This window comes from Falsiroseomonas algicola (assembly GCF_011040385.1).
Lineage (GTDB): Bacteria > Pseudomonadota > Alphaproteobacteria > Acetobacterales > Acetobacteraceae > Falsiroseomonas > Falsiroseomonas algicola.
The window spans coordinates 13,800-38,118 of sequence record NZ_JAAIKB010000011.1 but is presented as its reverse complement, the minus strand read 5'-3'; the positions used below and the strand labels follow the sequence as shown (position 1 = coordinate 38,118).

Below are 24,319 nucleotides of genomic sequence, written 5' to 3'. Positions count from 1 at the left end.
GCATGGATGTCGGCTTCATCGTGGTCCAGTCCCTGTCGGGACTGGCCAGCGCCTCCGCGCTGTTCATCATCGCCTCGGGGCTGACCCTCGTCTTCGGCGTCACGCGCATCGTCAACTTCGCGCATGGCAGCTTCTACATGCTGGGCGCCTATATCGCCGTCACGGTCGTTCCCTGGCTGCTGGAGATCGACCGATCGCCCACGCTGTTCTTCACCGGCGTCCTGATATCCGCCATCGCGGTCGGCGTGCTCGGCGTGCTCATGGAATTGCTGCTGCTGCGCCGGCTCTACAAGGTGCCGGAACTGTTCCAGCTGCTGGCCACCTTCGGCGTCGTGCTGATGGTGCAGGATGCCGTGCTGAAGATCTGGGGGCCGGTCGACATCCCCGGGCCGCGCGCGCCGGGGCTGCGGCATGGCGTGGAGATATTGGGCCAGCGCTTCCCGGCCTATGAGCTGTTCCTGATCGTCATCGGTCCCGCAGTGCTCGGCCTGCTCTGGCTGCTGATGCACCGCACGCGCTTCGGCATCCTGATCCGCGCCGCGACACGGGACCGGGAGATGGTGGGCGCGCTCGGCGTCAACCAGGCGATGCTCTTCACCGGCACGCTCTTCCTCGGCGCCGCGCTGGCCGGGCTTGGCGGCGCGCTGCAGATTCCCCGCGTCTCCGCTTCATCCCAGATGGACCTCTCCATCATCACAGAGGCCTTCGTGGTGACGGTGATCGGCGGCATGGGCAGCGTGCCGGGCGCCTTCCTCGCCGCCGTGCTGATCGGGCAGTTGCAGGCCTTCGGCGTGCTGGTCTTCCCGAAGATCACGCTGGTGCTGGTCTTCCTGCTGATGGCGGCGGTGCTGGTGGTGAAGCCCTGGGGGCTGCTTGGCCGCCCGGAAGCCGCCGCCGGCCGCGCCGCGCTGCCGGAAGGCATCCTTGCGGTTCGCGGCTTCGGGCGCGTGGAGAAACTGATCGCGGGCCTCGCCATCGCCGCCATGCTTGCCGTACCGGTCTTCGGCGACGCCTATACCGTGAAGGTGGCGACGGAGGTGCTGATCTTCGCCCTCGCCGCCTTCTCGCTCAACTTCCTCGTCGGCAATGGCGGCATCGTCAGCTTCGGCCATGCCGCCTATTTCGGGTTGGGCGCCTATGCGGCGGGGCTGCTGGTGACGAAGGGCGGGCTGCCCATGGAGCCGGCGCTGCTGGCAGCGCCCATCGCGGGCGGCCTCTTCGCCGCACTCTTCGGCTTCTTCGTCGTGCGCCTGTCCGGCATCTACCTGGCGATGCTGACGCTGGCCTTCGCGCAGATCGCCTATGCCGTCTGCTTCCAATGGGTGGAGGTGACGGGCGGCGACAATGGCGTGGTCGGCGTCTGGCCCAGCGCCTGGGCGGCATCGCGGCAGGTCTACCACTACGTCGTCGCGGCCTGCGCCATCCTCGCCATCATCGCGCTGCGGCGCGTCGTCTATGCCCCCTTCGGCGCGACGCTGCGGGCGGCGCGGGATTCGGAACAGCGCGCGGATGCGATCGGCATCGATGTCCGCACCCATCGCTGGCTGGCCTTCACGCTCGCCGGCGGCGCGGCCGGTCTCGCGGGCGGGCTCTACGCCTTCTCCAAGGGCTCCATCGACCCGACGCTGCTGGCCATCCCGCTCTCCGTCGATTTCCTGGCGATGATCCTGCTGGGCGGCATCCAGACGGTGATGGGGGCGGTCGCGGGGGCCGCGGCCTTCCACACCATCAAGGACATCTTCATGCCGCTGACGGATTTCTGGCGGTTCCTTCTGGGCGCTTCCATCATCGCGCTGGTGCTGGTCTTCCCACGCGGCCTGGCCGGCGCCTTCGCGGGCTGGCGCGCATGACGCTGCTGGCGGTGGAAGGGCTGAACAAGGCCTTCGGCGGGGTCGTCGCCGCGCGCGACGTGACCTTCGCGCTCTCGGCCGGGGAGATGCTGGCCATCATCGGCCCCAACGGCGCCGGCAAATCCACCACCTTCAACATGGTGGGCGGCCAGTTGCGACCCGATACCGGGCGCGTCGTCCTCGCGGGCCAGGACATCACCGGCCAGCCGCCGCGCCAGGTCTGCCGCATGGGCGTGGGGCGCACCTTCCAGGTCGCGCAGACCTTCCTCTCCATGTCCGTCGTCGGTAATGTCCAGATGGCGCTGATCGCGCATCACGGCCGCACGCGGGACATGGTGGCGGACGCCGCGCGACTCTATCGGGACGACGCCCTCGCGCTGCTGGCGCGCGTCGGCATGGAAGGCGAGGCGGATCGCCCGATCGGCGAACTCGCCTATGGCGACGTGAAGCGCGTGGAGCTTGCCATCGCGCTCGCCGCAGCGCCGCGGCTGCTGCTGATGGATGAGCCGACCGCCGGGATGGCGCCCCGCGAAAGGGCGGCGCTCATGCAACTGACAGCCGACATCGCCCGCGGTGGCGGCATCGGCGTGCTGTTCACGGAACACGACATGGACGCCGTCTTCGCCCATGCCGACCGCATCCTGGTGCTGGTGCGGGGCGAGGTGATTGCGGAAGGCACGCCGGAGGAGGTGCGCGCCAATCCGGAAGTGCAGCGCGTCTATCTCGGCACCAGCGGCCACAAGGCTGCGCTCCGCGCCAGGCGGGCCGCCCATGGCTGAGGCGGTGCTGGAGGTTTCGGGCCTCAAGGCGGGCTATGGGCCTGCCGAGGTGCTGTTCGGCGTCGATCTCACGCTGATGCGCGGCGAGGTCGCGGCGCTGATGGGGCGCAACGGTGCGGGCAAGTCCACGACGATGAAGGCCATCATGGGCCTGTTGCCAGCCCGCGCCGGGCGCCTTCGCTTCGCGGGGCAGGACATCACGGGATGGGCGCCCTACCAGGTCGCGCGGCTCGGCCTCGGCTATGTGCCGGAGGATCGGCGCATCTTCACGGACCTGACCGTGGCGGAGAACCTGGAAGTGGGGCGCCGCCCCGCGCGCGGCGGCCGTGCGCCCTGGACGCCGGAACGCCTGTGGTCCTTCTTCCCGAACCTCGCGGAGATGCGCGGCCGCCGTGCCAGCGCCATGTCGGGCGGCGAACAGCAGATGCTGACCATCGCCCGCACGCTGATGGGCAACCCCGATGCCGTGCTGCTCGACGAACCCAGCGAGGGCCTGGCGCCCGTCATCGTCGAGCAGATGGCCGAAGCCGTGCTGCGCATGAAGGATGAGGGCATCGCGGTGCTGCTCTCCGAACAGAGCCTCGACTTCGCCGCCGCCGTCGCCGACCGCGCGCTGGTGATCGAGCGCGGCGAGATCCGCTGGACCGGCACGATGGACGCGTTGGAGAATGACGAGCAGGTGCGGGCGACATGGCTGACGGTGTAGTCGCGGGCATCGATGTGGGCGGCACCTTCACCGACCTGCTGCTGCGCGGCGCCGATGGCCGCATCCATCTCGCCAAGGTGCCGACCACCATCGCCAACCAGGCCGATGGCGTGCTCGCCGCGATCGAGGCCGGCGGCGCCACCCCTGCCATGCTCGACCTCATCATCCACGGCACCACGGCCACGACGAATGCCGTGCTGGAACGGAAACTCGCCAAGGTCGGGCTGGTGACGACGCAGGGCTTCCGGGACGTGCTGGAACTGGGCCGCCGCACGCGGCCGAACCCCTATGGGTTGAAGGGGACCTTCGAACCCCTTGTGCCGCGGGAGCTGCGGCGGGAGGTGGCGGAGCGCATGGATGCGCGCGGCGCCGTCGTCACGCCGCTGGATGAAGCGGCGGTCGAACGGGAGGTGCGCGCGCTGCTCGCGGCGGGCTGTGAATCCCTGGTGATCCACTTCCTCCACGCCTACGCCAACCCCGCGCATGAACGCCGCGCGGGGGAGATTGCGCGCGCGATCTGGCCCAACGGGCATGTCACGCTGGGACATGAGCTGCTCTCGGAGTTCCGCGAATATGAGCGCGGCACCACGGCCTCCGTGAATGCCGCGGTGCAGCCGGTGCTGGACCGCTACGTCACGCGGCTGCAGGAACAGCTGGCGGCCCGCGGCCACCGGCGCGACCTGCTAGTCATGAACGGCAATGGCGGCACCGTCTCCGCCCGCCTGGTGTCGCGCGACGCGGCCAAGACCGTGATGTCCGGCCCCGCTTCCGGCGTGATGGCGGCCGCGGCGACGCTGGCGCAGACGGGGCTGCGCAACGCCATCACCTACGACATGGGCGGCACCTCCACCGATGTGGCGCTGATCGCGGGCGGCGTGCCGGAGGTTTCGGCCGAGCTCTCCATCGCCTATGGCCTGCCGATCCACCTGCCGATGGTGGATGTGCGCACGGTCGGCGCCGGTGGTGGCTCCATCGCGAGCCTCGATCGCGCGGGCATGCTGCGCGTCGGGCCGGAAAGCGCGGGCAGCACGCCGGGGCCGATCTGCTACGGCCGGGGCGGCACGCGCCCCACCATTACGGATGCCAACATCATCCTGGGGAGGCTCGATCCCGCGCGGCTGCTGGCGGTGAAGGATGCGGTGTCCCTCGACAGCATCAGGGAAATCTTCGACCGCGACCTGGCGCGGCCGCTCGGCATGAGTGTGGAGCAGGCGGCGGAGGCGGTGATCCGGCTCGGCAATGTCCATATGACGGGCGCGATCCGCCTGGTCTCGCTCTCCAAGGGGCATGATCCCCGCGATTTCTGCCTCTTCGCCTTCGGTGGCGCAGGGCCGTTGCATGCGGTGGCGCTGGCGCGGGAGATCGGCATCCCGGAGGTGCTGGTCCCGGCCCGCCCCGGCCTGACCAATGCGCTGGGCTGCCTGGTCGCCGATCTCCGCCAGGATTTCGTCAACACCATCAATCGCGGGCTGTTCGAGGTTCCCGAAGCCGAGATCGCCGCGACGCTGGCCGCGCAGCGCGATCGCGGCGTCGCGATGGTCCAGGCCGATGCGCCGGCGCTCGAGGACATCATCGTGCTGCACAGCGCGGAGATGCAGTTCCGCGGGCAGACCCACCTGATCCGCGTCGCGCTGCCGCGCGCCGACATGGCACTGACGGACATCCAGAAGGCCTTCGAGGCCGCCTACTTCGCCCGCTTCCGCGTGGAGCTGCCGGAGATCCGCGCCGTGCTGGTCAACCTGCTGACGACGGTCATCGGAAGGCGGCCGTCCTTCCCGCTTTCCGCGCTGCTCGATCCCGGGGCGCGGAACGGTGGCGTCGAGGCGGCGCGTGTGGGTGAGCGCGATCTCTACGCCGAGGGCGCCTGGCATCGCGCCACGGTCTGGCAGCGGGAACGCCTGCCGGAGGGCGCGGTGCTGCACGGCCCCGCCATCATCCAGCAGGCCGATGCGACCACGGTGCTGGAACCGGGATCGCGCGCCATCGTCGATGCCATCGGCAATCTCCGGGTGACGCCATGATGGATGCCCTCACCCTCGCCGTCATCCAGGCAGGCCTGCAGCAGGTCTGCAACGAGATGGACATCGCCTTCTCGCGCGCGGCCTTCTCCCCGGTCATCGCGGAGGCCGATGACCGGTCGGACGGCATCTACGCGGCCGAGGATGGCGCGCTGATCGCGCAGGGCGAACTGGGCCTGCCCGTCTTCGTCGGCACCATGGCGCATTCCGCGGCGCACCTCGTGCGGCTGATCCGGGAAGGCGCCGTCGCGCCACCCGAGCCTGGCGACATCTACATCGTCAACGATCCCTATCTCGGCGGCACGCATCTCATGGATGTGCGCTTCGCCCTGCCCTTCTTCGTCGACGGCGAGCTGTTCTGCTGGCTGCAGAACACCGGCCATTGGCCGGACATCGGCGGCATGGTGCCCGGTGGCTTCTCCGCCCATGCGACGGAGGTTGAGCAGGAAGGCCTGCGCCTGCCCCCCGTGAAACTCTTCAAGCGCGGCGTGCTGGACCGGGAGATCCTCTCCATCATCCAGTCCAACATCCGCGTCGCCGAACAGCGCATCGGCGACATCAAGGCGCAGGCGGCCGCGCTGCTGGTCGGCGAGCAGCGGCTGCGGGAGATGATGGCGCGCTACGGCCTCGCCACGCTGCGCGACGCCATCGCCGGCATCCGCGACCGCGCGGCGGATCGCATGCGCGCCGAGATCCGGCGCATCCCGGAGGGCACCTACAGCGCCGAGGCCTTCGTCGATTCCGACGGCGTGGTAAACGAGCCGCTGCGCATCGCGCTGACCGTGACGCGCACGGGCGACGAGTTGCACTTCGACCTCTCGGAGAGCTCGCCACCCTGCCAGGGCCCGATGAATTCCGTCTGGGCCACGACCTGTTCCGCCGTCTATCTCGCGATGAAGCACATCTTCCCCGATGTGCCGATCAATGCCGGCACCTTCGAGCCCATCCGCGTGCAGCGGCCGGAGGGCACCTTCCTCGATGCGCGCTATCCACGCCCCGTCTCCGGCTGCGCGGCGGAGGTCTCGCAGCGCGTGGCGGAAGCGGTGTTCCTGGCGCTCGCCCCCGCGCTCGACATCTGGGCCGCGCCCGCCGGGACCTCCGGCAACTTCGCGCTCGGCGGCTTCGATCCCGCGCGCAACGCCGGCTATGTCATGTACCAGATCACCGGCGGCGGCTATGGCGGCACGGCGGAGGCGGATGGCCTGACCAATGGCTGCTCCACCATCGGCATCAGCAAGACCGCGCCGGTCGAGGTGATGGAACAGTACTACCCCATCCTCTTCCGCCGCTTCGCGATCCACGAAGGCTCGGGCGGCGCCGGCGCGCATCGTGGCGGCTTCGGCGTGCATTACGAGGTGGAATTGCTGCGTGGCGAAGCCCGCGCGAGCTTCGTGATGGACCATGGCCGCTTCGGCCCGCCCGGCGTGCGCGGCGGCCAGGCTGGCGCGCCGAATGTCGTGCGCCTGCATCGCGACGGCACCACCACCATCCCGCCGCATCTCTCGAAGGACCAGGGATTGCTGCTGCGCGAAGGCGACCGCGTGGAGGTGATGACACCAGGCGGCGGCGGCCATGGCGATCCCTTCACGCGCGACCCCGCGCTGGTCGCGCGCGACGTGTTGCGCGGCACCTACAGCGCGGCGCAGGCCGAGGCGCTGTGGGGCGTCGTGCTGCGCGACGGCGCCGTGGACGAGGCCGCCACCGAGGCAAGGCGCACGGCGCGATGATCCGCTACCACCGCCCGACCACGCTGACCGAGGCGCTGTCCATCCGCGCTGGCGAGGATGTCGCGATCCTGGCCGGTGCCACGGACATCTATCCCGCCGCCGCCAACCGCCGCGCCTGGGGCGACCCGACGCACAAGGATGTGCTCGACATCACCGCCATCCCCGGCCTGCGCGGCGTCACCGAATCCGCGCATGGCTGGCGCCTCGGCTGCCTCGTCACCTGGTCCGACATCGCCCGCGCCGACCTGCCCAGGCAGTTCGACGGGCTGCGCCAGGCGGCGCGGCAGGTCGGCGGCCAGCAGGTGCAGAACCGCGGCACCCTCCTCGGCAACCTCGTCACCGCCTCCCCCGCCGGCGACGGCATCCCCAACCTTCTCGCGCTCAACGCGCATGTCGAGGTTGCGGGGCGGGACGGCACGCGCATGCTGCCCGTGGCGGACTTCCTCACGGGCTATCGCGCCACGGCGCTGGCACCGGACGAGATCGCGGTCGCGCTGCACATCCCGAAGCTGCCCCGCGCCGTCAGCGGCTTCCGCAAGCTCGGCGCGCGGCACTACCTCGTCATCTCCATCGCCATGGTCGCCGCCGTCATCGACATCGACGAGAATGGCCGCATCCTGATGGCGCGGCTCGCCATCGGCGCCTGTTCCGCCACCGCACAGCGCCTGCCGGGGCTGGAGGCGGAGCTGCGTGGCACCTCGCTCTATCACGCGGACAAGGTGCCGGAAGCGCGGCATCTCGATCACCTCTCGCCCATCGACGACATCCGCGCCTCCGGCGCCTATCGCCGCGAGGCCGCGCTGCGGCTGCTGCGCGACCTGCTCTGGGATCTCGGCGAATGATCGCCTTCACGCTGAACGGCGCGCCCGCCAGCACCGATGCGGCGCCTTTCGCGCCGCTCTCGGATACGCTGCGTGAATCCCTCGGCCTGACCGGCACCAAGGTCGGCTGCGAGGCCGGGGATTGCGGCGCCTGCACCGTGCTGATCGACGGCGCCCAGGCCTGCGCCTGCCTGGTGCCGACCGCGCAGGCGGAAGGGGCGGCGATCACGACGATCGAGGCTGACCACCCTGTGCTGGCACGCCTGCGCGCCGCCTTCCTCGCCCATGCTGCCGCGCAATGCGGCATCTGCACCCCCGGCATGATCATGGCCGCGGCCGATCTGCTGCTGCGCGACGCCGTGCCCGATGCGCAGGCGGTGCGGGACGCCATCGGCGGCGTCCTCTGCCGCTGCACGGGCTACCAGAAGATCGTGGAGGCCGTCCTGGCCGCCGCGCAGGGCTTCACGCCGGTCGAGCAGGAAGCGCCGGCGGGCGAGGCCGTGGGAGCCTCCCTCGCGCGGCTGGATGGCTGGCCCAAGGTGCTCGGCACGGAACGCTACGGCGCCGATGCCACGCCGGCTGACGCGCTGTGGCTGCGCGTCGTGCGGTCGCCCCATGCCAGCGCGCGATTCACGCTGGGCGACATCGACGCCGCCCGTGCGCGCCACGGCCTGCACGCGATCCTCACCGCCGCCGATGTCCCCGGCCTCAACGGCTTCGGCATCATGCCCGCGCTGAAGGACCAGCCCGTGCTGGCCGACGGTTTCGTGCGCTATCGCGGCGAGGCCGTGCTGGCCCTGGTCGGCGAACGCAGCGCGGTGGAGGCGGTGCGCGATGCCGACCTGCCGATCACCTGGCAGCCGCTTCCCGCGCTGATTGGCGTCGAGGCCGCGCGGGCCGAGGGTGCGCCCCTGCTGCACGACCATGCCCCCGGCAACATCCTGGTGCAGGGCCGCCTCGCCCGCGGCAATCCGGATGCCGTGCATGCAACGGCCGCCGCCACCGCCGAGGGCGCCTTCACCACCAGCTTCGTCGAGCACGCCTATATCGAACCCGAGGCCGGCCACGCCATCCCGCGCGAGGACGGCATGGACATCATCGCCTGCACCCAGGCGCCCTATATGGACCGGGAGGAGGTGGCGCGCGTGCTCGGCATCGCCGAGGACGCCGTGCGCATCATCCCCTCCGCCTGCGGTGGCGGCTTCGGCGGCAAGCTCGATGTCTCCGTGCAGCCCTTGCTCGCGGTGGCGGCGCGACGCGTGAACCGGCCTGTGCGCGTGACCTACAGCCGCACGGAGAGCATGGCGAGTTCGACGAAGCGCCACCCCGCGCAAATGCACGCGACGATGTCCGCCGATGCCGACGGCAACTTCCTTGCCTATACGCTGGAGGGCGATTTCAACACCGGCGCCTATGCCAGCTGGGGCCCGACCGTCGCCAACCGCGTGCCCGTCCATGCCGCGGGCCCCTATCGCGTGCCGCATGTCCGCGCGCAGGCGCGGGCGGTGCACACCAACGAACCGCCCTCCGGCGCCTTCCGCGGCTTCGGCGTGCCGCAGGCCGCCATCGCGACGGAGGCGCTGGTCGATGACCTGGCCCTGCAACTGGGCCACGACCGCTGGGCGATCCGGCGGCGCAACGCGCTCGGCCGCGGGGACGTCACGCATTCCGGCCAGGTGCTGCAGGCCTCGGCCGGCCTGCCCGACTGCCTGGATGCGCTGAAGCCCGAATGGGATGCGATGCTGGCAAAGGTCGAGGCGCACAACGCCGACAATCCGCGCCACCGCCTCGGCGCCGGCATCGCCTGCATGTGGTATGGCTGCGGCAATACCTCCATGTCCAACCCGTCCCGCATGCGGGCCGTGCTGGCGCGCGACGGGCGCCTCACGCTGTTCAACGGCGCGGTCGATATCGGCCAGGGCAGCACCACCGTCATCGCGCAGATCTTTGCCGATGCGCTGGGCCTGCCCGTTCACAGCATCGACTTCGTGCTGGGCGACACGGCGCTGACGCATGACGCCGGCAAGACCAGCGCATCCCGCCAGACCTTCGTCAGTGGTCGCGCCGCGATGGAAACCGGCCGCGCGCTGCGCGCCCGCATCCTGGCGCTGGCCAATGCCGGGGAGGATGCGCGCCTGTCGCTGACCGGCACCACGCTCACCGTCACCGATGGCGTCGGCGCCGCGCGGACCATCGACCTCGCCGCCCTGCCCGCCGACCTGGACGCGGAGGGCCGCTACGACCCGCCGACGACGGCGCTCGACGCCGATGGCCAGGGCATCCCCTACGCCACCTATGGCTTCGCCGCGCAGATCGCGCTGGTGCGCGTCGACACGCAGCTCGGCACCGTCAAGGTTGAGGAGATCGTCGCCGCGCAGGATGTCGGCCGCGCGATCAATCCGGACCTCGTGCTCGGCCAGATCCATGGCGGCATCGCGCAGGGCCTCGGCCTGGCGCTGATGGAGGAATACATCCCCGGCCGCACGGAGAACCTGCACGACTACCTGATCCCGACCGCGGGCGACGTGCCGCCCATCCGCGTGCACCTGATCGAGGATCCGGAACCCGAGGGCCCCTATGGCGCCAAGGGCGTCGGCGAGCCGGCCCTGGTGCCGACCGCGCCCGCCATCCTCGGCGCCATCCGCCATGCGACGGGCGTGCGGATCGACCGCGTGCCCGTCCTGCCCCACCGCCTGTGGGAGGCGATGCGATGAGCGACGACCACATCTCCGCCGAGGCGCGCTCCCGCAAGTTCGGGGCGGCGGAAGACGGCGGCATCATCCGCTGCGATGCCTGCCCCGTTCTCTGCCGCATCCGCCCCGGCCGCAGCGGCGCCTGTTCGCGCTACGCCAACCAGGATGGCATGCTGGTCCGCACCGATCCCGCGCTCGCCCTGGCGCAGGTCGTGGATGCCGGCGGCCCCGTCGTCGCCTTCGCGGAGGCCGAATGGGACGGCAAGCTGCTCGATCCCGCGCGCGCCTTCATCACCGGCGTCGGCAGCGGCACCACCTATCCCGACTACAAGCCCGCCCCCTTCATCGTGGGCGCGACCCATGCGGGCGTCGATACCGTCACCGTCGTGACGGAGGGCATGTTCAGCTATTGCGGCGTGAAGGTGAAGATCGACACGGACCGGCATCTCGGCCCCGAGGCCGCGGCCGTGCGCGTGAAGGGCGAGCAGGTCGGCCACGTCACCACCGCCGAATACGGCTCCCAGATGCTTTCGCTCGGCGGCGTCCGGCACCTGACCGGCGGCAGCAAGAAGGAAGGCGTCGTCACCTGCGAGACGCTGCTGACACTCTGCGAGGCGGAGGCGGTCGAACTCACCATCGATGGCGGCCACAGCGTCATCGTGCAGGCCGGCCAGGCGCCGATCGTGGACGGCGTGGCAGAGCGCCGCATGCGCGTGGGATGCGGGAGCGCCGCGGTCGGCATCTTCGCGCAGCAATGGCTCGGGCATGTGGATGAGGTGATCGTGGTCGATGACCACATCACCGGCGTGCTGACCGAACACCAGGCGGGCAAGGTGCTCGGCATGCGCGCCGCCGGCATCCGCGTGCGCGGCCGCCGTTCCACCCCCGGGCGCTACTTCCAGGTGGCGCAGCCCGGCATGGGCTGGGGCGGCACCGACATCACCGATCCGCTCGCCATCATCGAGAGCATCGACCCGAAGATCGCCTGGCCCGGCCTGCGCCTGCTGATGACCTCCACCACCGGCGAGGATGCTATCTGGTGCGTGCTCGACGACGAGTTGAATCCGCAACCGGCGGAGATGCCGCCGGCGGTGCGCCAGGTGGTGGAGCGCATCGGGGAGAATTGCGAGCCCTCGCTCTGCTCCGTCATCTTCATGGCGGGCGCCGGTGGATCCTTGCGCGCCGGCGTCACGGCGAATCCCGTGCTGCTGACGCGCGCCGTGGCCGCCGGCGAGGTGCGCGTCACCATGGGCGGCGCGCCCGTCTATCTCTGGCCGGGCGGCGGCATCACCATCATGGCGGATGTGCTGCGCATGCCGCGCGGCAGCTTCGGCCATGTGCCCACACCTGCTCTGGTCGCGCCGATCGAGTTCACCCTGAAGCGCGACCTCTATGCGCGGCTCGGCGGGCATATGGGCGATGTCGTGCCGGTGGAGACGCTGCTGCGCGGGCTCGGCGATGGGCTGCGCGTGCAGGGCTGGGACGCGGCCAATCCCTGGCCCTTCCCGCGCTGAGCATGCAGGCCGCGCGGCTTGCCGATGGGCGGCTGCACCTGAACCACGGGCCGATCGATGTCGTCCTGCGCGCCTGGGGCAGCGGTGCCGCGGCGGCGGAGCAGGCGGCGTTGGCGCGCTTTCCCTCGATCCTGCCGGCGCTGGTCGGCGAACTCCCGCTTCTGCGCCAGCCCGTCGGTGCCGTGCCGGCGGGCCCCGTCGCGCGCCGCATGCACGCGGCCTGCGCGCCCTATGGCGCGCGCGGCCTCTTCATCACCCCCATGGCGGCGGTGGCGGGGTCGGTCGCGGATGAACTCCTCGCCGCCATGCGCGCGGCGGCACCAGGCCTGGCGCGCGCCTTCGTCAACAATGGCGGCGACATCGCGGTCTTCGCGGCGGCAGGCGAGAGCCTGGCCATCGGCCTCGCCCTCGATCCGCGCCTTGCCAGTTTCGACGGCGCGCTGCGGCTGCACGGTGGCGATGGCGTGGGCGGCATCGCCACCTCCGGCCGACACGGCCGCTCCTTCTCGCTCGGCATCGCGGATGCCGTCACGGTGCTGGCGCGGGATGCCGCGGCGGCGGATGCGGCGGCGACGCTCATCGCCAATGCGGTGGATTGCGACAGCCCCGCCGTCACGCGCGCGCCGGCCGATTCCCTCGACCCCGACAGCGATCTCGGCACCCACCTCGTCACCACCGATGTCGGCTCGCTGGCGGAGGAGGAGGTCGCGCGCGCCCTCGATTCCGGCGCCGCCACGGCCGCCGCCTTCCTGCGCGACGGCCTCATCATCGCCGCCGCGTTGCGCCTCGCGGGCCGCAGCCGCATCCTGGGCCGGCCTTTCGCGCTGGAGACGCCCGCATGAGCAGCCAGGACCTCGTCATCCGCAAGACCGTGCTCTGCGTGGAGGAGGTGCGCCATGATGGCGGGCCGGTGCTGGAGATGCCGATCCTCAAGGGCTGGTGCGCCGTCGTGCTGCGCAACCCCTTCGCCGGCCGCTTCGAGCCCGAGTTGATGTGGATGATGGAGGCGATGAAGCCGATCGGCCTCATGGTGGCGGAGAAGCTGCTGGCCGGGCTCGGCGGCGATCCCTCACGAGTGGAGGCCTATGGCAAGGGCGGCATCGTCGGCAGCGCGGGAGAACTCGAACACGGCGCGCTGTGGCATGTCGCCGGCGGCTATGCGATGCGCGGGCTGCTCGGCCAGGCGCTGTCCATCGTGCCGTCCATGACCAAGGTGGGGCCGATGGGCGCCATGCTCGACCTGCCCATCCACCACCGCAACGCCGCCTATGTGCGCAGCCATTTCGACGGCATCACCTGCCTGGTGCCGGACGCGCCTCGGGCGGATGAGATCCTCTTCGCGCTGGCCATGACGACGGGCGGGCGGCCGCATGCGCGGGTCGGCGGCCTCAGGCAGGAGGAGATTGCGAAGTGGGACGGGCAGCGCTGAAAGGGGTGGCGCCGGGATCTGCGTTTCCGCTATGTTCTGCAGATCACCGGTTGCTCCGCGCCCGGACCACGGCGAAATCGGTGCTAAACGCGCATAAGCGGCATAATCGGCTAAAACGGGTTAGTTGCTAAAAAGCAACACATATCCGCAGCAGCGGCGCCAGCCGCGCCGCCCAGGCCTCGGCGCCGGCCTCGTCGGCCAGCAGATCCTGCCGCACCTCCAGCAGCACGGCGGGGATGCCGTTGGCGTCGCCATGGATGGGGACGGTGAAATCCTCCTCTGGCTCGATGCGATAGGGCTCATTGTCGCCGACCACCAGCGCGGGGTCGGCGCGCAGCCCGGCCACCAGCCGCGCCCCCAGCGCCGTCGCATCGGCGTAGAGCACGCCCGCATGCCAGGGCCGCGCCACGCCGCGGAAGACCGGCGTGAAGCTGTGCACGCCGACCAGCAGGGACGGCCGCCGCGCGGCGATCGCACCGGCCACCAGCGCGCGGAAGGGTTCGACGTATTCGCGCTGGCGGAAGGCGATCTCCGCCGCCGTCAGCCCGGCATTGCCGGGGATCTCGGTATCCTCGCTCCGCCGCGGGATGGAGGAGGGCGCGCCAAGTGGCCGGTTGCAGTCGATGACCAGGCGCGACACGCCCGACAGCACCAGCCGCGCATCCAGGCGCCGCGCCAGGCCGCGCGCCAGCGAAGCGGCGCCGATATCCCAGGCGATGTGGCGCTGGCGGTCGGCCGCCGACACGCCGAGGTCACCATGGCGTGGCGGGATCCAGTTGCTGGCATGCTCGCAGACCAGCAGCACCGCGCCGGCGCCGGCCGCGTTCTCCATCCAGGCGACGGGGTTCACGTCACCTCATCGGTGAAGACGCGGAAGCCCGTCAGCGTGCAGGGCCCGAAGCTCGTCACCATCGCGACATCCGTCGCATCCCGGCCGCGCGCCATCAGGATGCGGCCGATGCGCGGCGTGTTGTTGCGGGCGTCGAAGGTGTGCCAGCTGTCGTCCAGATAGACCTCGAACCAGGCGGCGAAATCCATCGGGCCATAGGGCGGCGGCGTGCCCATGTCGCCGAGGAAGCCCGTGCAGTAGCGCGCCGGGATGTTCACCGCCCGGCACAGCGCGACGGCGAGATGCGCATAGTCCCGGCAGACGCCGCGGCCCGCCGCATGCGCCTCGCTCGCGGATCGGGTCGCATCGGCATGCTCGTAGCCGAAGGCGATGTGGCGGTGGACGTAGTCGCAGATCGCCTGCACCCGCCCCCAGCCCGTCGGCCCCTGGCCGAACAGCGTCCAGGCCAGGGCGGAGAGCCTGTCCGTGTCGCAATAGCGGCTGCCCAGCAGCCAGAGCAGCATCTCATCCGGCAGCTGTTCCGGCGGCCATTGGCGCGCCGCCGGCAGGGTCGGCTCGACCAGGCCGCTATCCTGGATCAGCAGGCTGGTGCTAATGGTGATGCGCCCGGCCGGCGCCACGATGCGCGTGCAGAAATTGCCGAAGCTGTCGTGATAGGTGCGGGACGGCACCGGCGGGTCGAAGCGCATCTCCTGCGGCCCGATCAAATCCTGCACGCGGGAGGGATGGGCATGCAGCATCAGCGCCATCGGCGTCGGCTGCGGGCAGTCATAGGCGATCTCGCAGCCGGCGCTGATGCGCAAGGCGGGCACTCCTCGATGGGCCGATGGCACGGAAGGCACGGGTGATCGGCCGGCGGGGTGCCGGGGCTGCGCCGTGGCGCAGAAAGCCAGTCGTCAGCCGGGGTTCTTGAGCGCCCGCATATTGGCGGCGACCCGGCGCTGGGCCGGGCGCAGCGCGGCGGCGGCGACCAGATCGGGCCGCGCGCCCTGCATCATGGCGGCGCCGGCGGCGATGGCGCCGTCGGCGAAGGCCTTCTGCTTCTCCGCCACCATGGCGGTCAGGGTGGAGGCCGCCTGCACGGGGTCCGTCGCCAGCTGCAGGCTGCGGAGGGTGAAGACCCACCCCGCCTGCCAGGCGAACAACGCATAGGCGGCCGGCGGCATCAGAGGACCGCCAGGATGGCTTCCGCCTTGGAAACCTCGAAGGCGCCGGCGGCTTCGACGCCGATATGCGTCACCTTGCCGTCCTTCGCGACCAGCGCGAAGCGCTGGCTGCGCACGCCGAGGCCCCGCGCCGTCAGGTCCAGCTCCAGCCCCATCGCCTTGGTCAGCGCGGCCGAGCCATCGGCCAGCAGCGTCACCTCGTCCACGATCCCCTGGTCCTTCCCCCAGGCGCGCATCACGAAGGCGTCGTTGACGGACATGCAGGCGATCATGTCGACGCCCTTGGCCTTCAGCGCCGCCGCCTGGGTCACGAAGCCCGGCAGGTGCTTGGCGGAGCAGGTGGGGGTGAAGGCGCCGGGGACGCCGAACAGCACCACCGTCTTGCCGGCGAACAGCTCCTCGGTGGAGACCTCCTTCGGTCCCTCCGCAGTCGCCTGCATGATCTTCACGGCGGGAATGCTGTCGCCAACCTGGATCGTCATGTCGAACTCTCCCTCTGTCGGTTGAGACATAGGGCGGATGGGGGGGCGGCGTCCATGGACGGCGCATGAACCAGGTGGCGCTTGCGGGCCGGGCTGGCCGGCGCCATGTTTTCCGCATCATGGCACGCCGCGCACCCACCCGCCCGACCATCGCCCTCGGCCCGATCGAGGAGGAAGGCTACCTGGCCGGCCAGCTGCTGATCGCGATGCCGTCGATGGAGGATCCGCGCTTCGCCCGCACGGTGATCTGCCTCTGCGCCCATTCGGCGGAGGGCGCGATGGGCATCGTGCTGAACAAGCCGCTGGAGGGCCTGTCCTTCGACGATCTCCTGGGGCAGCTGGGTCTCGACCCGATCCCGCCGCAGCGCAGGATCCGCCTGGTCTCGGGCGGGCCGGTGGAGGGTGGTCGCGGCTTCGTGCTGCACAGCGCCGATTGGGAGACGGAGGGCAGCCTTCGCGTCAGCGACGACGTGGCGCTGACCGCCAGCGTCGACATCCTGAAGGCGATCGCTGGCGGCGGCGGGCCGAAGCAGGGGTTTCTCGCGCTGGGCTATGCCGGCTGGGGGCCGGGGCAGCTGGAATCCGAGATCCAGCAGAATGCCTGGCTGAACGTCCCGGCCGACCAGGCGCTGCTGTTCGGCGAACAGCCCGACCAGCTCTGGCGCCAGGCGCTGGGCAAGCTGCATGTGGACCCGGCGGCCCTTTCCGGCTTTGCCGGAAGGGCTTGATTTTTTCTGCCCTCAGACGGCGGGCGCCGGCTCCGCCGGCTTGCCTTCGCGCCCTGCACGGCTTCGCCAAGCCGCGCTGATGGTCTGGGCGCGGCGCGCCTTCGCGCGCTCGGCCCGCTAGAGGGCGCGGGCCGCCCGTAGCGGTTGGCCTTGCCCGCAATGACGGCCCGGCGCATCTCTCTGCCATGGCCCTCGCGCCCCGGATTCGCCTGCTGCCGGAGACCACCGCCAACCGCATCGCCGCCGGCGAGGTGGTGGAGCGGCCGGCTGCGGCGGTGAAGGAGCTGGTGGAGAATGCGCTGGATGCCGGCGCCACCCGCATCGCCGTCAGCCTGGAGGAAGGCGGCATCGGCCGCATCCTGGTGGAGGATGACGGCGGCGGCATGGGGCCGGATGACCTGGAGCTCGCGGTCGAGCGCCACGCCACCTCCAAGCTGCCGGAGGAAGCGACGCTCTTCCGCATCGCGACGCTGGGCTTCCGCGGCGAGGCCCTTCCCTCCATCGGCGCGGTGGCGCGGCTCACGCTCACCTCGCGCAGCGGCAGCGGCGCCGCCCATGCCATCACGGTGGAGGGCGGTCGCAAATCCGCCGTGGCGCCGGCCGCCGGCCCGCCCGGCACGCGGGTGGAGGTGCGGGACCTGTTCTACGCCACCCCCGCCCGGCGCGCCTTCCTGAAATCGCCCCGCAGCGAGGCCGAGGCCGCCGTCTCCGCCGTGGAGCGCCTGGCCATGGCCTGGCCGCAGGTCGGCTTCCGCGTGACCGTGGATGGCCGCACGGCGCTGAACCTCGCGCCGTCGGACCGCGCGGGCCGCATCGCCGCCCTGCTCGGCGCCGATTTCGCCGCCGCCGCCGTGGGGGTGGAGGCGGAACGGGACGGCATCACGCTTTCCGGCCTCGCCAGCCTGCCGACGCATCACCGCGCGACCGGGGAGGCGCAGCACCTCGTCGTCAACAACCGCCCGGTGCGCGACCCCCAGCTCAAGACCGCGCTGCGCGTCGCCTACCGCGACCTGGTGCCGGCGCGGCGCTTCCCGGTGGCGGCGCTGTTCCTCGACGTGCCGCCGGAGGCGGTGGATGTGAACGTCCACCCCATGAAGACGGAACTCCGCTTCCGCGATTCGGACGGGGTGCGCGGGCTGATGATCTCGGCGCTGCGCCGCGCGCTGGCGGTCGGTGCGCAGGGCGCGGCGCCGGACGGGCTCGCCGATGCCTCGCGGGTGGAGCCGGTCGCCGTGCCCTCCTACGACCCGACGCCGGTCTACGCCCCGGCCGCCGGCTTCGCGGAGGCGCCCGTCCCCGTCTTCCCGGGCTGGCGCCCGCCGCCCGGTCCGGTGGCAAGGCCGCCCCGTCCGCCCTCCCTCCCCATCGCCTTCGCGCCGCCGCCGCCGCCCGCGCCTCTCCCGGACTTCCCGGAGGACGGGCCGCTCGGCCGGCCGGTGGCGCAGATCCTCGACACCTACATCCTGGCGGAGGCGCCGGACGGGTCGCTGGTGCTGGTGGACCAGCACGCCGCGCATGAACGCCTGACGCATGAGGCACTGCGCGCCCAGCTGGTGGAAGGCGGCGTCCGCGCCCAGCCGCTGCTGCTGCCGGCCGTGGTCGAACTGCCGGCGCGGGATGTGGCGCGGCTGCTGGACCGCGCGGCGGAGCTCGGGCGGCTCGGGCTGGAGATCGAGGGCTTCGGCCCCGGCGCCATCCTGGTCCGCGCCCTGCCCGCCTTGCTTGGCAATCCCGAACCCGCGCCCCTGTTGCGCGACATCGCGGCCGAACTGGCGGAGATGGATGAGGCGCTGGCGCTGGAAGCGAGGCTCGATGCCGCGGTCGCACGGCTCGCCTGCCACGGCTCCATCCGCGCGGGGCGGCGCATGAAGGGGGCGGAGATGGCGGCGCTGCTCCGGCAGATGGAGGCGACGCCGCGGGCCGCCACCTGCAGCCATGGCCGCCCCACCGTGTTGCGGCTGGGCAAGGCGGAGCTGGAGAAGCTGTTCGGGCGCCGCTGATTGCGATGTCGGCGTTCGGGAACGGCTGGCCGCCCGCGCCGCTTCATGGTGACAATGGTGACGAATGTCCGGACCACTTGGCCATGCGCCTGATGCAGCTGATCTACGCCTCCCGCCCCTTCGGTTTCAGCGGCGACACGCTGGACGACATCCTGATGTCGGCGCGGCGCCGCAACCGGCAGGATGGCGTCACCGGCGCGCTGATCTGCCGCAACGACCTTTTCATGCAGATGCTGGAAGGCCCGCGCACCAAGGTGACCGCCACCTTCGGCCGCATCCTGCGCGATGACCGCCACATCGACGTGACGCTGCTCTGGTGCGGCGATGCGCCGTTCCGCAGCTTCCCCGACTGGGACATGCTGGAGGACCCCGCCCGGTCCTGGATGTGGAACCGGGACGAGGTGCGCGCCGGCGCGCCGGGCGCGGCCTCCGCCGAGGAAGCGCGGCGCGTCTTCGCCCGCATCGCCAGCGAACCCCGCGACCCCGTGCATCACGGTTGACGGCGTGCGCCGGGCACGGCACGCCTGACTTCATGCCCAAGCTGCAAGCCGCCCAGATCCAGGTCACCCCCTTCCAGCAGAACTGCGCCCTGATCTGGGATGCGGAGAGCGCGACCGGCACGGTGATCGACCCCGGCGGCGATGTCCCCCGCATCCTGGCCGCGATCGATCGTGCGGGCTGCGCCATCGACCGCATCCTGATCACCCATGGCCATCTCGACCACGCCGGCGGCGCGGCCGCGCTCAAGACAGCGCTGGAGGCGAAGCAGGGCAGCCCGGTGCCGGTGGAAGGCCCGCACCGCGACGATGCGCCGCTGCTGGCCAATATCCCCGCCCAGGGCGCGCAATACGGCATCCCGGACCTCGATACCGTGACGCCCGATCGCTGGCTGACGGAAGGGGAGACCGTCTCCATCGCCGGCCAGCCCTTCGATGTCTGGCACTGCCCGGGCCATGCGCCGGGGCATGTGGTCTTCACCTCGACCGCGCTGGGCTTTGCGGTGGTGGGCGACGTGCTGTTCCGCGGCTCCATCGGCCGGACCGACTTCGCCTATGGCGACCATGAGGCGCTGATCCGCTCCATCGTCACCAAGCTGCTGCCGCTGGGCGACGAGATGCGCTTCCTCTGCGGCCATGGGCCGGGATCGAGTTTCGGCGAGGAACGGCGGACCAACCCCTTCCTGCCGCGCTGATTTGTCATCGGGCGGCGCTTGCGGCCGGCGGGCCGGCGGGTGTCCGATGCGCCCATGCAGCGCATCCTCCGCCTCGCCTTGATGGCCCTCTCCCTCGCCGGCCCCGCCGCCGCGCAGGAACGCGGCATCCCCGACAGGCTCGCGGCGCTCAGCCGCGGCGCCGCCTGGCAGCCGGCGGGGGTCATCCCGCTGGCCTTCCCGACCCACCACCCCCAGGGCATGGCGCGGATCGGCGACCGCTTCTACCTCTCCTCGGTCGAGATCATCACGCGGACGGAGCGCTTCCCGGAACCGCGCGACGGGCTGGACCGCACGCCTGGCGAGGGACGCGGCCACCTCTTCGAGGTGGATGCGGAGGGCAGGCTGCTGCGCTCGGTCACGCTCGGCGAGGGCAGCATCTACCACCCCGGCGGCATCGATTTCGACGGCACCCATCTCTGGGTACCGGTCGCGGAGTACCGGCCGAACAGCCGGTCCATCATCTACCGCGTCGATCCCGCGACGATGCAGGCGGAGGCCGTCTTCCGCTTCGGCGACCATGTGGGCGGGCTGGTCATGGACCGTGCCTCCGCCACGCTGCACGGCGTCTCCTGGGGGTCGCGCCGCTTCTATGCCTGGCCGCTGGATGGCGCCGGCCGACCGACCAACCTGGCCACGGCGCCGGAGGCGCTGCGGCGGGCGAACCCCAGCCACTACATCGACTACCAGGATTGCCACTCGGTCGGGCCGGGCCTCGCGCTCTGCAGCGGCCTCAACGCCTATCGCCCGCGCGGGCCGCAAGGCCCGGTCTTCGCGCTGGGAGGCGTTGAGCTGGTGGATCTGGCGCGCGGCGCCCCGGTCTTCCAGCTGCCGGTGGAGCACTGGACCGAGAGCGGCCTGCCGATGACGCAGAACCCCTTCGCGGTCGCCGCGCAGGGCGCGAACGGGCTGCGCTTCTGGTTCGCGCCGGAGGATGACCGCACCCGCATCTTCGTCTTCGACGTGATGCCGCGATAGGGCTACCCCCGCGCCGCCCGCTCGCTCATCACGCAGGCCAGCACCACCAGCCCCGCGCCGGCCAGCGTGACCAGCGCCGGCGCATGGCCCCAGAACAGCGCATCGAAGGCGATGGACCAGATCATGCCGGTGTAGCTGATGGGGGCGAGCCGCGCGGCCGGGGCGTGGCGGAAGGCTTCCGCCACCATCACCGTCGCCGCCGCCACCGCCACCCCCGCGCCCAGCATCTGCGCCAGCGCCAGCGCGGTGGGCGGCTGCCATTCGGCGATGCCGAAGGGCGTCATGACCAGGAAGCCGAGCAGGGCCGGCCAGAACAGCACGCGGCCGATGCCGGCCTCGTTCCGCAGCTGCCGGTTGAGGATGAAGACGGCCGAATAGCAGGCGGTGCCGAGCAGGGCATAGACATACCCCATCACCGGTCCCCGCCCCACGCCACCGGAAAAACCCGGCGCCAGCGCCAGCGCCACGCCGCCGAAGCCGACCGCGCACCAGGCCCAGGCGAGCGCCGACACCCTCTCCCGCAGCAGGATGGCGGAGGCCAGCAGCACGATCAGCGGCGCGGTGAAGAAGACGAGGTAGCCCTCCACCAGCGGCAGGTCGCGGAAGGCCAGGAAGAAGAAGCAGGCACTGCCCAGCATCACAACGGCCCGCGCCGCGTTCAGCCGGGGGTGGCGGGTGGCAAGGCTGCCCATGAGCCCCGGCGCCAGGCGCCGCAGCAGCAGCACGATCAGCAGCAGCACGGCGAAGCGCACCGTCAGCACCTGCGCCAGCGGATGCGCGCCGGAGAGCAGCTTGCTGTTCGCGTCGAGCACGCCGAACAGCAGGATCGCGCCGAACATCAGCGCGGGACCGCGCACGTCTTCCCCCCCCAGGGCTCCGGAAGCCGCCCTTCTGGCCGCCCGGCGCGGCGCTGTCCATGACGCGGGGCGCAGCGCAGCCCCGCGCGCGCTTGCCGCTTCCCAATCCGGGCAGGACGGGGCACAAGCCGCCGCAATGACCCCCCGCATCGCCTCCACGCTGATGCCGCTGATGCGCGGCATCGATCCTGAACGCGCGCATGACCTGGCGCTGCGCGCGCTCCGCTTCGGCCTCGCCGGCGCCGACCGCTCGCCCGACGATCCGATCCTGGCGACGGAGGCGCTCGGCCTGCGCTTCCGCAACCCGATCGGCCTGGCCGCCGGCTTCGACAAGTCGGCTGTCGCCATCGCGCCGCTCATGCGCCTCGGCTTCGGCTTCGTGGAGGCGGGGTCCGTCACGCCCAAGCCGCAATTCGGCAACCCGAAGCCGCGGCTGTTCCGCCTGGTGGAGGACCGGGCGGTGATCAACCGCATGGGCATGAACAATGCGGGCATCGCGCCCTTCCTGGCGCGGCTCGCCCACCTGCCGAACCCACGCCCGGCCGTGCTCGGCTGCAACATCGCCATCAACAAGGAAGGCGCGGCGCCGCTCCGCGACTATCCCGCGCTCTACACCGCCGTCGCCCCCCATGCCGGCTATGTCGCGATCAACGTCTCCTCCCCCAACACGCCAGGGCTGCGCGACCTGCAGGGGGAGCAGCAGTTGCGGGAGATCCTGGCCGCGGTCGCGGCGGCCCGCGCCGCGGCGCCCGGCCCCCGCCCGCCTATCCTGGTGAAGATCGCGCCCGACCTCTCCGCCGGCGCGGTGGAGCCGATCGTGGAGGCCGCGCTGGCGCATGGGATCGACGGGCTCATCGTCTCCAACACCACCATCGCCCGCCCGGCGCCGCTGCGATCCGCGCTGAAGTCTCAGGCGGGGGGGCTTTCCGGCCCGCCGCTGCGCGAGGCCGCGACCGCGCTGCTGAAGCGCGTGGCGAAGGTCACGCAGGGGCGCCTCACGCTGATCGGCTGCGGCGGAGTCGGCTCCGGCGCCGATGCGCTGGAGAAGATCAAGGCCGGCGCCAGCCTGGTCCAGCTCTACGCCGCCTTCGCCTATGACGGGCCGGCGCTGATCCCCCGCATCAAGCGCGAACTGGCTGCCGCCCTGCGGCGCGAAGGATTTTCCTCGGTCGCCGAGGCCGTGGGCGTGGACGCACGATGAACATCCTCGATGGCGTGCGGAGCCTCGCTTCGCGCTATGACGGCTTCATCCTCGATATCTGGGGCGTGGTGCATGATGGCCGCCGCCCCTATCCCGGCGTGGCCGATGCGCTGGCGCGGCTGACGGCCGAGGGCAAGCGGATCGTCTTCCTCTCCAACGCACCGCGGCGGTCCTTCGTGGTGCATGACCTGCTCACCGGCATGGGTCTCGATCCCGCCAGCTGGACCGCCATCGTCACCTCCGGCGAGATCGCCTGGCGGCATCTGGCACGGCGCGACACGCCCGCCTTCGCCGCGCTCGGCACGCGAGCCATCCATATTGGGCCGGAGCGCGACCTCTCCGTGGTGCGGGACAGCGGCGTCACCATCGTGGATGACCTGGCGCAGGCCGATTTCGTGCTGAACACCGGCCCCGACCCGGATCGCGGGGCGGAGGATGCGCAGGCCTATGCCGCGCAGCTCGCCCCCTGCGCCGCGCGCGGCCTGCCGATGGTCTGCGTGAACCCGGACCGCCATGTGATGGTGGGCGACCGCCACATCATCTGCGCCGGCGCGCTGGCCGACCTCTATGTCACGCTGGGCGGGCCCAAGGCGATCGAGATCGGCAAGCCAGACCCCGCCGTCTACGACCCCGTGATCGAGGCGCTGGGCATCGCCGACCGCGCCCGCCTGGTCGCCATCGGCGACAGCCCGCATACCGACCTCGCCGGCGCGCAGGCCGCGGGGATCGATGCGGTCTGGGCGCTGACGGGCCTCGCGGCCCATGCGCATGGCGATACGCCGGAGGCCGACCGCCTGGCCGCCGTGGCCGCGGCGGAGGGTGTCACGCCGGTCGCGGCGCTGACGGGGTTGCGCTGGTAGCGCACGGACCGGGTTGCGCTGGTAGCGCACGGACCGGGTTGCGCTGGTAGCGCACGGGCCGGGTTGCGCTGGTAGCGCACGGGCCGGGTTGCGCTGGTAGCGCACGGGCCGGGTTGCGCTGGTAGCGGGCTCACGATTCCGCGCCTCCCGCCTCGCGCGGGGGCGACCTGCAAGGAATGGCCCTGTGCAGGGTGGCGGGCACGCCTAGTCTTGGGCGTGTGAACCAGCACGCCCCCTCCCCGCCGCCGGTCGCGGCGCCCGGCCTGATACCAACCGCCGCTTGCAGCGCCTCGTTGGTATTCTTTTTCATGCCTCAATCGCCGGCGCCCGCTCCGCGGGCTTGGCTTCGCGGCACTGGCCGCGGTCCGCATCCCGGGACCCCCTGCACGTTGCGCAGCAACGCGCATGGGCACCCGTCGCGGCCTCGTCCGGCTTCGCCGGCCGCAGGTC

Annotated in this window: 22 protein-coding genes; 17 read left to right on the top strand and 5 right to left on the bottom strand. The window is 71.6% G+C overall.

What is annotated here, in order from left to right; translation table 11 throughout:
* The first annotated feature begins 2 nt into the window (after positions 1 to 2).
* From G3576_RS22435 to G3576_RS22390, 10 genes are read left to right on the top strand one after another with little or no spacing between them, the layout of a single operon-like run.
* Positions 3 to 1,850, top strand: coding sequence for an ABC transporter permease (locus G3576_RS22435; RefSeq protein ID WP_164696706.1), 1,848 nt, complete (start codon positions 3 to 5; stop codon positions 1,848 to 1,850).
* Entirely contained in the window at positions 1,847 to 2,629 is a 783-nt protein-coding gene (locus G3576_RS22430) for an ABC transporter ATP-binding protein (RefSeq protein WP_164696705.1), read from the top strand. Before G3576_RS22435 ends, G3576_RS22430 begins: the two co-directional genes overlap by 4 nt.
* Positions 2,622 to 3,335 (top strand): ABC transporter ATP-binding protein, encoded by a 714-nt coding sequence (locus G3576_RS22425; RefSeq protein WP_164696704.1) that lies wholly within the window; start codon positions 2,622 to 2,624, stop codon positions 3,333 to 3,335. The genes G3576_RS22430 and G3576_RS22425 overlap by 8 nt, the downstream gene beginning before the upstream one ends.
* Positions 3,320 to 5,356, top strand: coding sequence for a hydantoinase/oxoprolinase family protein (locus G3576_RS22420; RefSeq protein ID WP_164696703.1), 2,037 nt, complete (start codon positions 3,320 to 3,322; stop codon positions 5,354 to 5,356). The genes G3576_RS22425 and G3576_RS22420 overlap by 16 nt, the downstream gene beginning before the upstream one ends.
* The gene (locus G3576_RS22415) at positions 5,353 to 7,080 is read left to right on the top strand and encodes a hydantoinase B/oxoprolinase family protein (protein ID WP_164696702.1); all 1,728 of its coding nucleotides are present in this window, start codon (positions 5,353 to 5,355) and stop codon (positions 7,078 to 7,080) included. The genes G3576_RS22420 and G3576_RS22415 overlap by 4 nt, the downstream gene beginning before the upstream one ends.
* A complete protein-coding gene (locus G3576_RS22410) occupies positions 7,077 to 7,922 on the top strand; it encodes an FAD binding domain-containing protein (RefSeq protein ID WP_207622989.1) in 846 nt (281 codons plus the stop codon). The genes G3576_RS22415 and G3576_RS22410 overlap by 4 nt, the downstream gene beginning before the upstream one ends.
* On the top strand, positions 7,919 to 10,615 hold the full coding sequence (locus tag G3576_RS22405) for a molybdopterin-dependent oxidoreductase (RefSeq protein ID WP_164696701.1): 2,697 nt from the start codon (positions 7,919 to 7,921) through the stop codon (positions 10,613 to 10,615). Before G3576_RS22410 ends, G3576_RS22405 begins: the two co-directional genes overlap by 4 nt.
* Positions 10,612 to 12,108, top strand: coding sequence for a 6-hydroxynicotinate reductase (locus tag G3576_RS22400; protein ID WP_164696700.1), 1,497 nt, complete (start codon positions 10,612 to 10,614; stop codon positions 12,106 to 12,108). Before G3576_RS22405 ends, G3576_RS22400 begins: the two co-directional genes overlap by 4 nt.
* A gap of 2 nt (positions 12,109 to 12,110) precedes the next feature.
* Entirely contained in the window at positions 12,111 to 12,950 is an 840-nt protein-coding gene (locus G3576_RS22395; RefSeq protein WP_164696699.1) for a UPF0280 family protein, read from the top strand.
* Positions 12,947 to 13,537, top strand: a complete 591-nt coding sequence (locus tag G3576_RS22390) for an amino acid synthesis family protein (protein WP_164696698.1) — start codon at positions 12,947 to 12,949, stop codon at positions 13,535 to 13,537. Before G3576_RS22395 ends, G3576_RS22390 begins: the two co-directional genes overlap by 4 nt.
* A gap of 127 nt (positions 13,538 to 13,664) precedes the next feature.
* Here the strand turns inward: G3576_RS22390 and G3576_RS22385 are convergent, their stop codons facing one another.
* The 4 genes from G3576_RS22385 to G3576_RS22370 form a co-directional block, all read right to left on the bottom strand.
* Positions 13,665 to 14,387, bottom strand: a complete 723-nt coding sequence (locus tag G3576_RS22385) for an N-formylglutamate amidohydrolase (protein ID WP_164696697.1) — start codon at positions 14,385 to 14,387, stop codon at positions 13,665 to 13,667.
* Complete coding sequence (locus G3576_RS22380; RefSeq protein ID WP_164696696.1) at positions 14,384 to 15,190, bottom strand: transglutaminase-like domain-containing protein; 807 nt, start codon at positions 15,188 to 15,190, stop codon at positions 14,384 to 14,386. The genes G3576_RS22385 and G3576_RS22380 overlap by 4 nt, the downstream gene beginning before the upstream one ends.
* A 93-nt stretch (positions 15,191 to 15,283) precedes the next feature.
* The gene (locus G3576_RS22375; protein WP_164696695.1) at positions 15,284 to 15,553 is read right to left on the bottom strand and encodes an antifreeze protein; all 270 of its coding nucleotides are present in this window, start codon (positions 15,551 to 15,553) and stop codon (positions 15,284 to 15,286) included.
* Complete coding sequence (locus G3576_RS22370; protein ID WP_164696694.1) at positions 15,553 to 16,035, bottom strand: peroxiredoxin; 483 nt, start codon at positions 16,033 to 16,035, stop codon at positions 15,553 to 15,555. Before G3576_RS22370 ends, G3576_RS22375 begins: the two co-directional genes overlap by 1 nt.
* A 119-nt stretch (positions 16,036 to 16,154) precedes the next feature.
* Between G3576_RS22370 and G3576_RS22365 the strand changes: the two genes are divergently transcribed.
* The 5 genes from G3576_RS22365 to G3576_RS22345 all read left to right on the top strand — a co-directional run bounded on the left by G3576_RS22365 (position 16,155) and on the right by G3576_RS22345 (position 20,951).
* On the top strand, positions 16,155 to 16,763 hold the full coding sequence (locus G3576_RS22365) for a YqgE/AlgH family protein (protein WP_164696693.1): 609 nt from the start codon (positions 16,155 to 16,157) through the stop codon (positions 16,761 to 16,763).
* 185 nt (positions 16,764 to 16,948) lie between these two features.
* Positions 16,949 to 18,763: a DNA mismatch repair endonuclease MutL gene (mutL, locus tag G3576_RS22360; RefSeq protein ID WP_164696692.1), complete on the top strand. Its 1,815-nt coding sequence runs from the start codon at positions 16,949 to 16,951 to the stop codon at positions 18,761 to 18,763.
* Positions 18,764 to 18,846: 83 nt separating this feature from the next.
* A complete protein-coding gene (locus G3576_RS22355) occupies positions 18,847 to 19,263 on the top strand; it encodes a BLUF domain-containing protein (RefSeq protein ID WP_164696691.1) in 417 nt (138 codons plus the stop codon).
* Positions 19,264 to 19,295: 32 nt separating this feature from the next.
* A complete protein-coding gene (locus G3576_RS22350) occupies positions 19,296 to 19,955 on the top strand; it encodes an MBL fold metallo-hydrolase (protein WP_164696690.1) in 660 nt (219 codons plus the stop codon).
* 54 nt (positions 19,956 to 20,009) lie between these two features.
* Positions 20,010 to 20,951 carry a DUF6454 family protein gene (locus G3576_RS22345; protein ID WP_164696689.1) on the top strand — a complete coding sequence of 314 codons (942 nt, stop codon included), beginning with the start codon at positions 20,010 to 20,012 and terminating at the stop codon, positions 20,949 to 20,951.
* Positions 20,952 to 20,953: 2 nt separating this feature from the next.
* On the opposite strand, the gene G3576_RS22340 is transcribed toward G3576_RS22345, so the two are convergent.
* Entirely contained in the window at positions 20,954 to 21,808 is an 855-nt protein-coding gene (locus tag G3576_RS22340; RefSeq protein ID WP_328729601.1) for a DMT family transporter, read from the bottom strand.
* Positions 21,809 to 21,944: 136 nt separating this feature from the next.
* On the opposite strand from G3576_RS22340, the gene G3576_RS22335 reads away from it, so the two are divergent.
* Positions 21,945 to 23,009: a quinone-dependent dihydroorotate dehydrogenase gene (locus G3576_RS22335; RefSeq protein ID WP_164696688.1), complete on the top strand. Its 1,065-nt coding sequence runs from the start codon at positions 21,945 to 21,947 to the stop codon at positions 23,007 to 23,009.
* Entirely contained in the window at positions 23,006 to 23,869 is an 864-nt protein-coding gene (locus G3576_RS22330; protein WP_164696687.1) for a TIGR01459 family HAD-type hydrolase, read from the top strand. The genes G3576_RS22335 and G3576_RS22330 overlap by 4 nt, the downstream gene beginning before the upstream one ends.
* Positions 23,870 to 24,319 lie beyond the last annotated feature (450 nt).

What these genes read in the sequence shown, in the direction of transcription:
- G3576_RS22435 (WP_164696706.1), top strand. Translation starts at nt 3, where the DNA reads ATGGATGTCGGCTTCATCGTGGTCCAGTCCCTGTCGGGACTGGCCAGC.
- G3576_RS22430 (WP_164696705.1), top strand. Translation starts at nt 1,847, where the DNA reads ATGACGCTGCTGGCGGTGGAAGGGCTGAACAAGGCCTTCGGCGGGGTC.
- G3576_RS22425 (WP_164696704.1), top strand. Translation starts at nt 2,622, where the DNA reads ATGGCTGAGGCGGTGCTGGAGGTTTCGGGCCTCAAGGCGGGCTATGGG.
- G3576_RS22420 (WP_164696703.1), top strand. Translation starts at nt 3,320, where the DNA reads ATGGCTGACGGTGTAGTCGCGGGCATCGATGTGGGCGGCACCTTCACC.
- G3576_RS22415 (WP_164696702.1), top strand. Translation starts at nt 5,353, where the DNA reads ATGATGGATGCCCTCACCCTCGCCGTCATCCAGGCAGGCCTGCAGCAG.
- G3576_RS22410 (WP_207622989.1), top strand. Translation starts at nt 7,077, where the DNA reads ATGATCCGCTACCACCGCCCGACCACGCTGACCGAGGCGCTGTCCATC.
- G3576_RS22405 (WP_164696701.1), top strand. Translation starts at nt 7,919, where the DNA reads ATGATCGCCTTCACGCTGAACGGCGCGCCCGCCAGCACCGATGCGGCG.
- G3576_RS22400 (WP_164696700.1), top strand. Translation starts at nt 10,612, where the DNA reads ATGAGCGACGACCACATCTCCGCCGAGGCGCGCTCCCGCAAGTTCGGG.
- G3576_RS22395 (WP_164696699.1), top strand. Translation starts at nt 12,111, where the DNA reads ATGCAGGCCGCGCGGCTTGCCGATGGGCGGCTGCACCTGAACCACGGG.
- G3576_RS22390 (WP_164696698.1), top strand. Translation starts at nt 12,947, where the DNA reads ATGAGCAGCCAGGACCTCGTCATCCGCAAGACCGTGCTCTGCGTGGAG.
- G3576_RS22375 (WP_164696695.1), bottom strand. Translation starts at nt 15,553, where the DNA reads ATGCCGCCGGCCGCCTATGCGTTGTTCGCCTGGCAGGCGGGGTGGGTC.
- G3576_RS22370 (WP_164696694.1), bottom strand. Translation starts at nt 16,035, where the DNA reads ATGACGATCCAGGTTGGCGACAGCATTCCCGCCGTGAAGATCATGCAG.
- G3576_RS22365 (WP_164696693.1), top strand. Translation starts at nt 16,155, where the DNA reads ATGGCACGCCGCGCACCCACCCGCCCGACCATCGCCCTCGGCCCGATC.
- mutL (WP_164696692.1), top strand. Translation starts at nt 16,949, where the DNA reads ATGGCCCTCGCGCCCCGGATTCGCCTGCTGCCGGAGACCACCGCCAAC.
- G3576_RS22355 (WP_164696691.1), top strand. Translation starts at nt 18,847, where the DNA reads ATGCGCCTGATGCAGCTGATCTACGCCTCCCGCCCCTTCGGTTTCAGC.
- G3576_RS22350 (WP_164696690.1), top strand. Translation starts at nt 19,296, where the DNA reads ATGCCCAAGCTGCAAGCCGCCCAGATCCAGGTCACCCCCTTCCAGCAG.
- G3576_RS22345 (WP_164696689.1), top strand. Translation starts at nt 20,010, where the DNA reads ATGCAGCGCATCCTCCGCCTCGCCTTGATGGCCCTCTCCCTCGCCGGC.
- G3576_RS22335 (WP_164696688.1), top strand. Translation starts at nt 21,945, where the DNA reads ATGACCCCCCGCATCGCCTCCACGCTGATGCCGCTGATGCGCGGCATC.
- G3576_RS22330 (WP_164696687.1), top strand. Translation starts at nt 23,006, where the DNA reads ATGAACATCCTCGATGGCGTGCGGAGCCTCGCTTCGCGCTATGACGGC.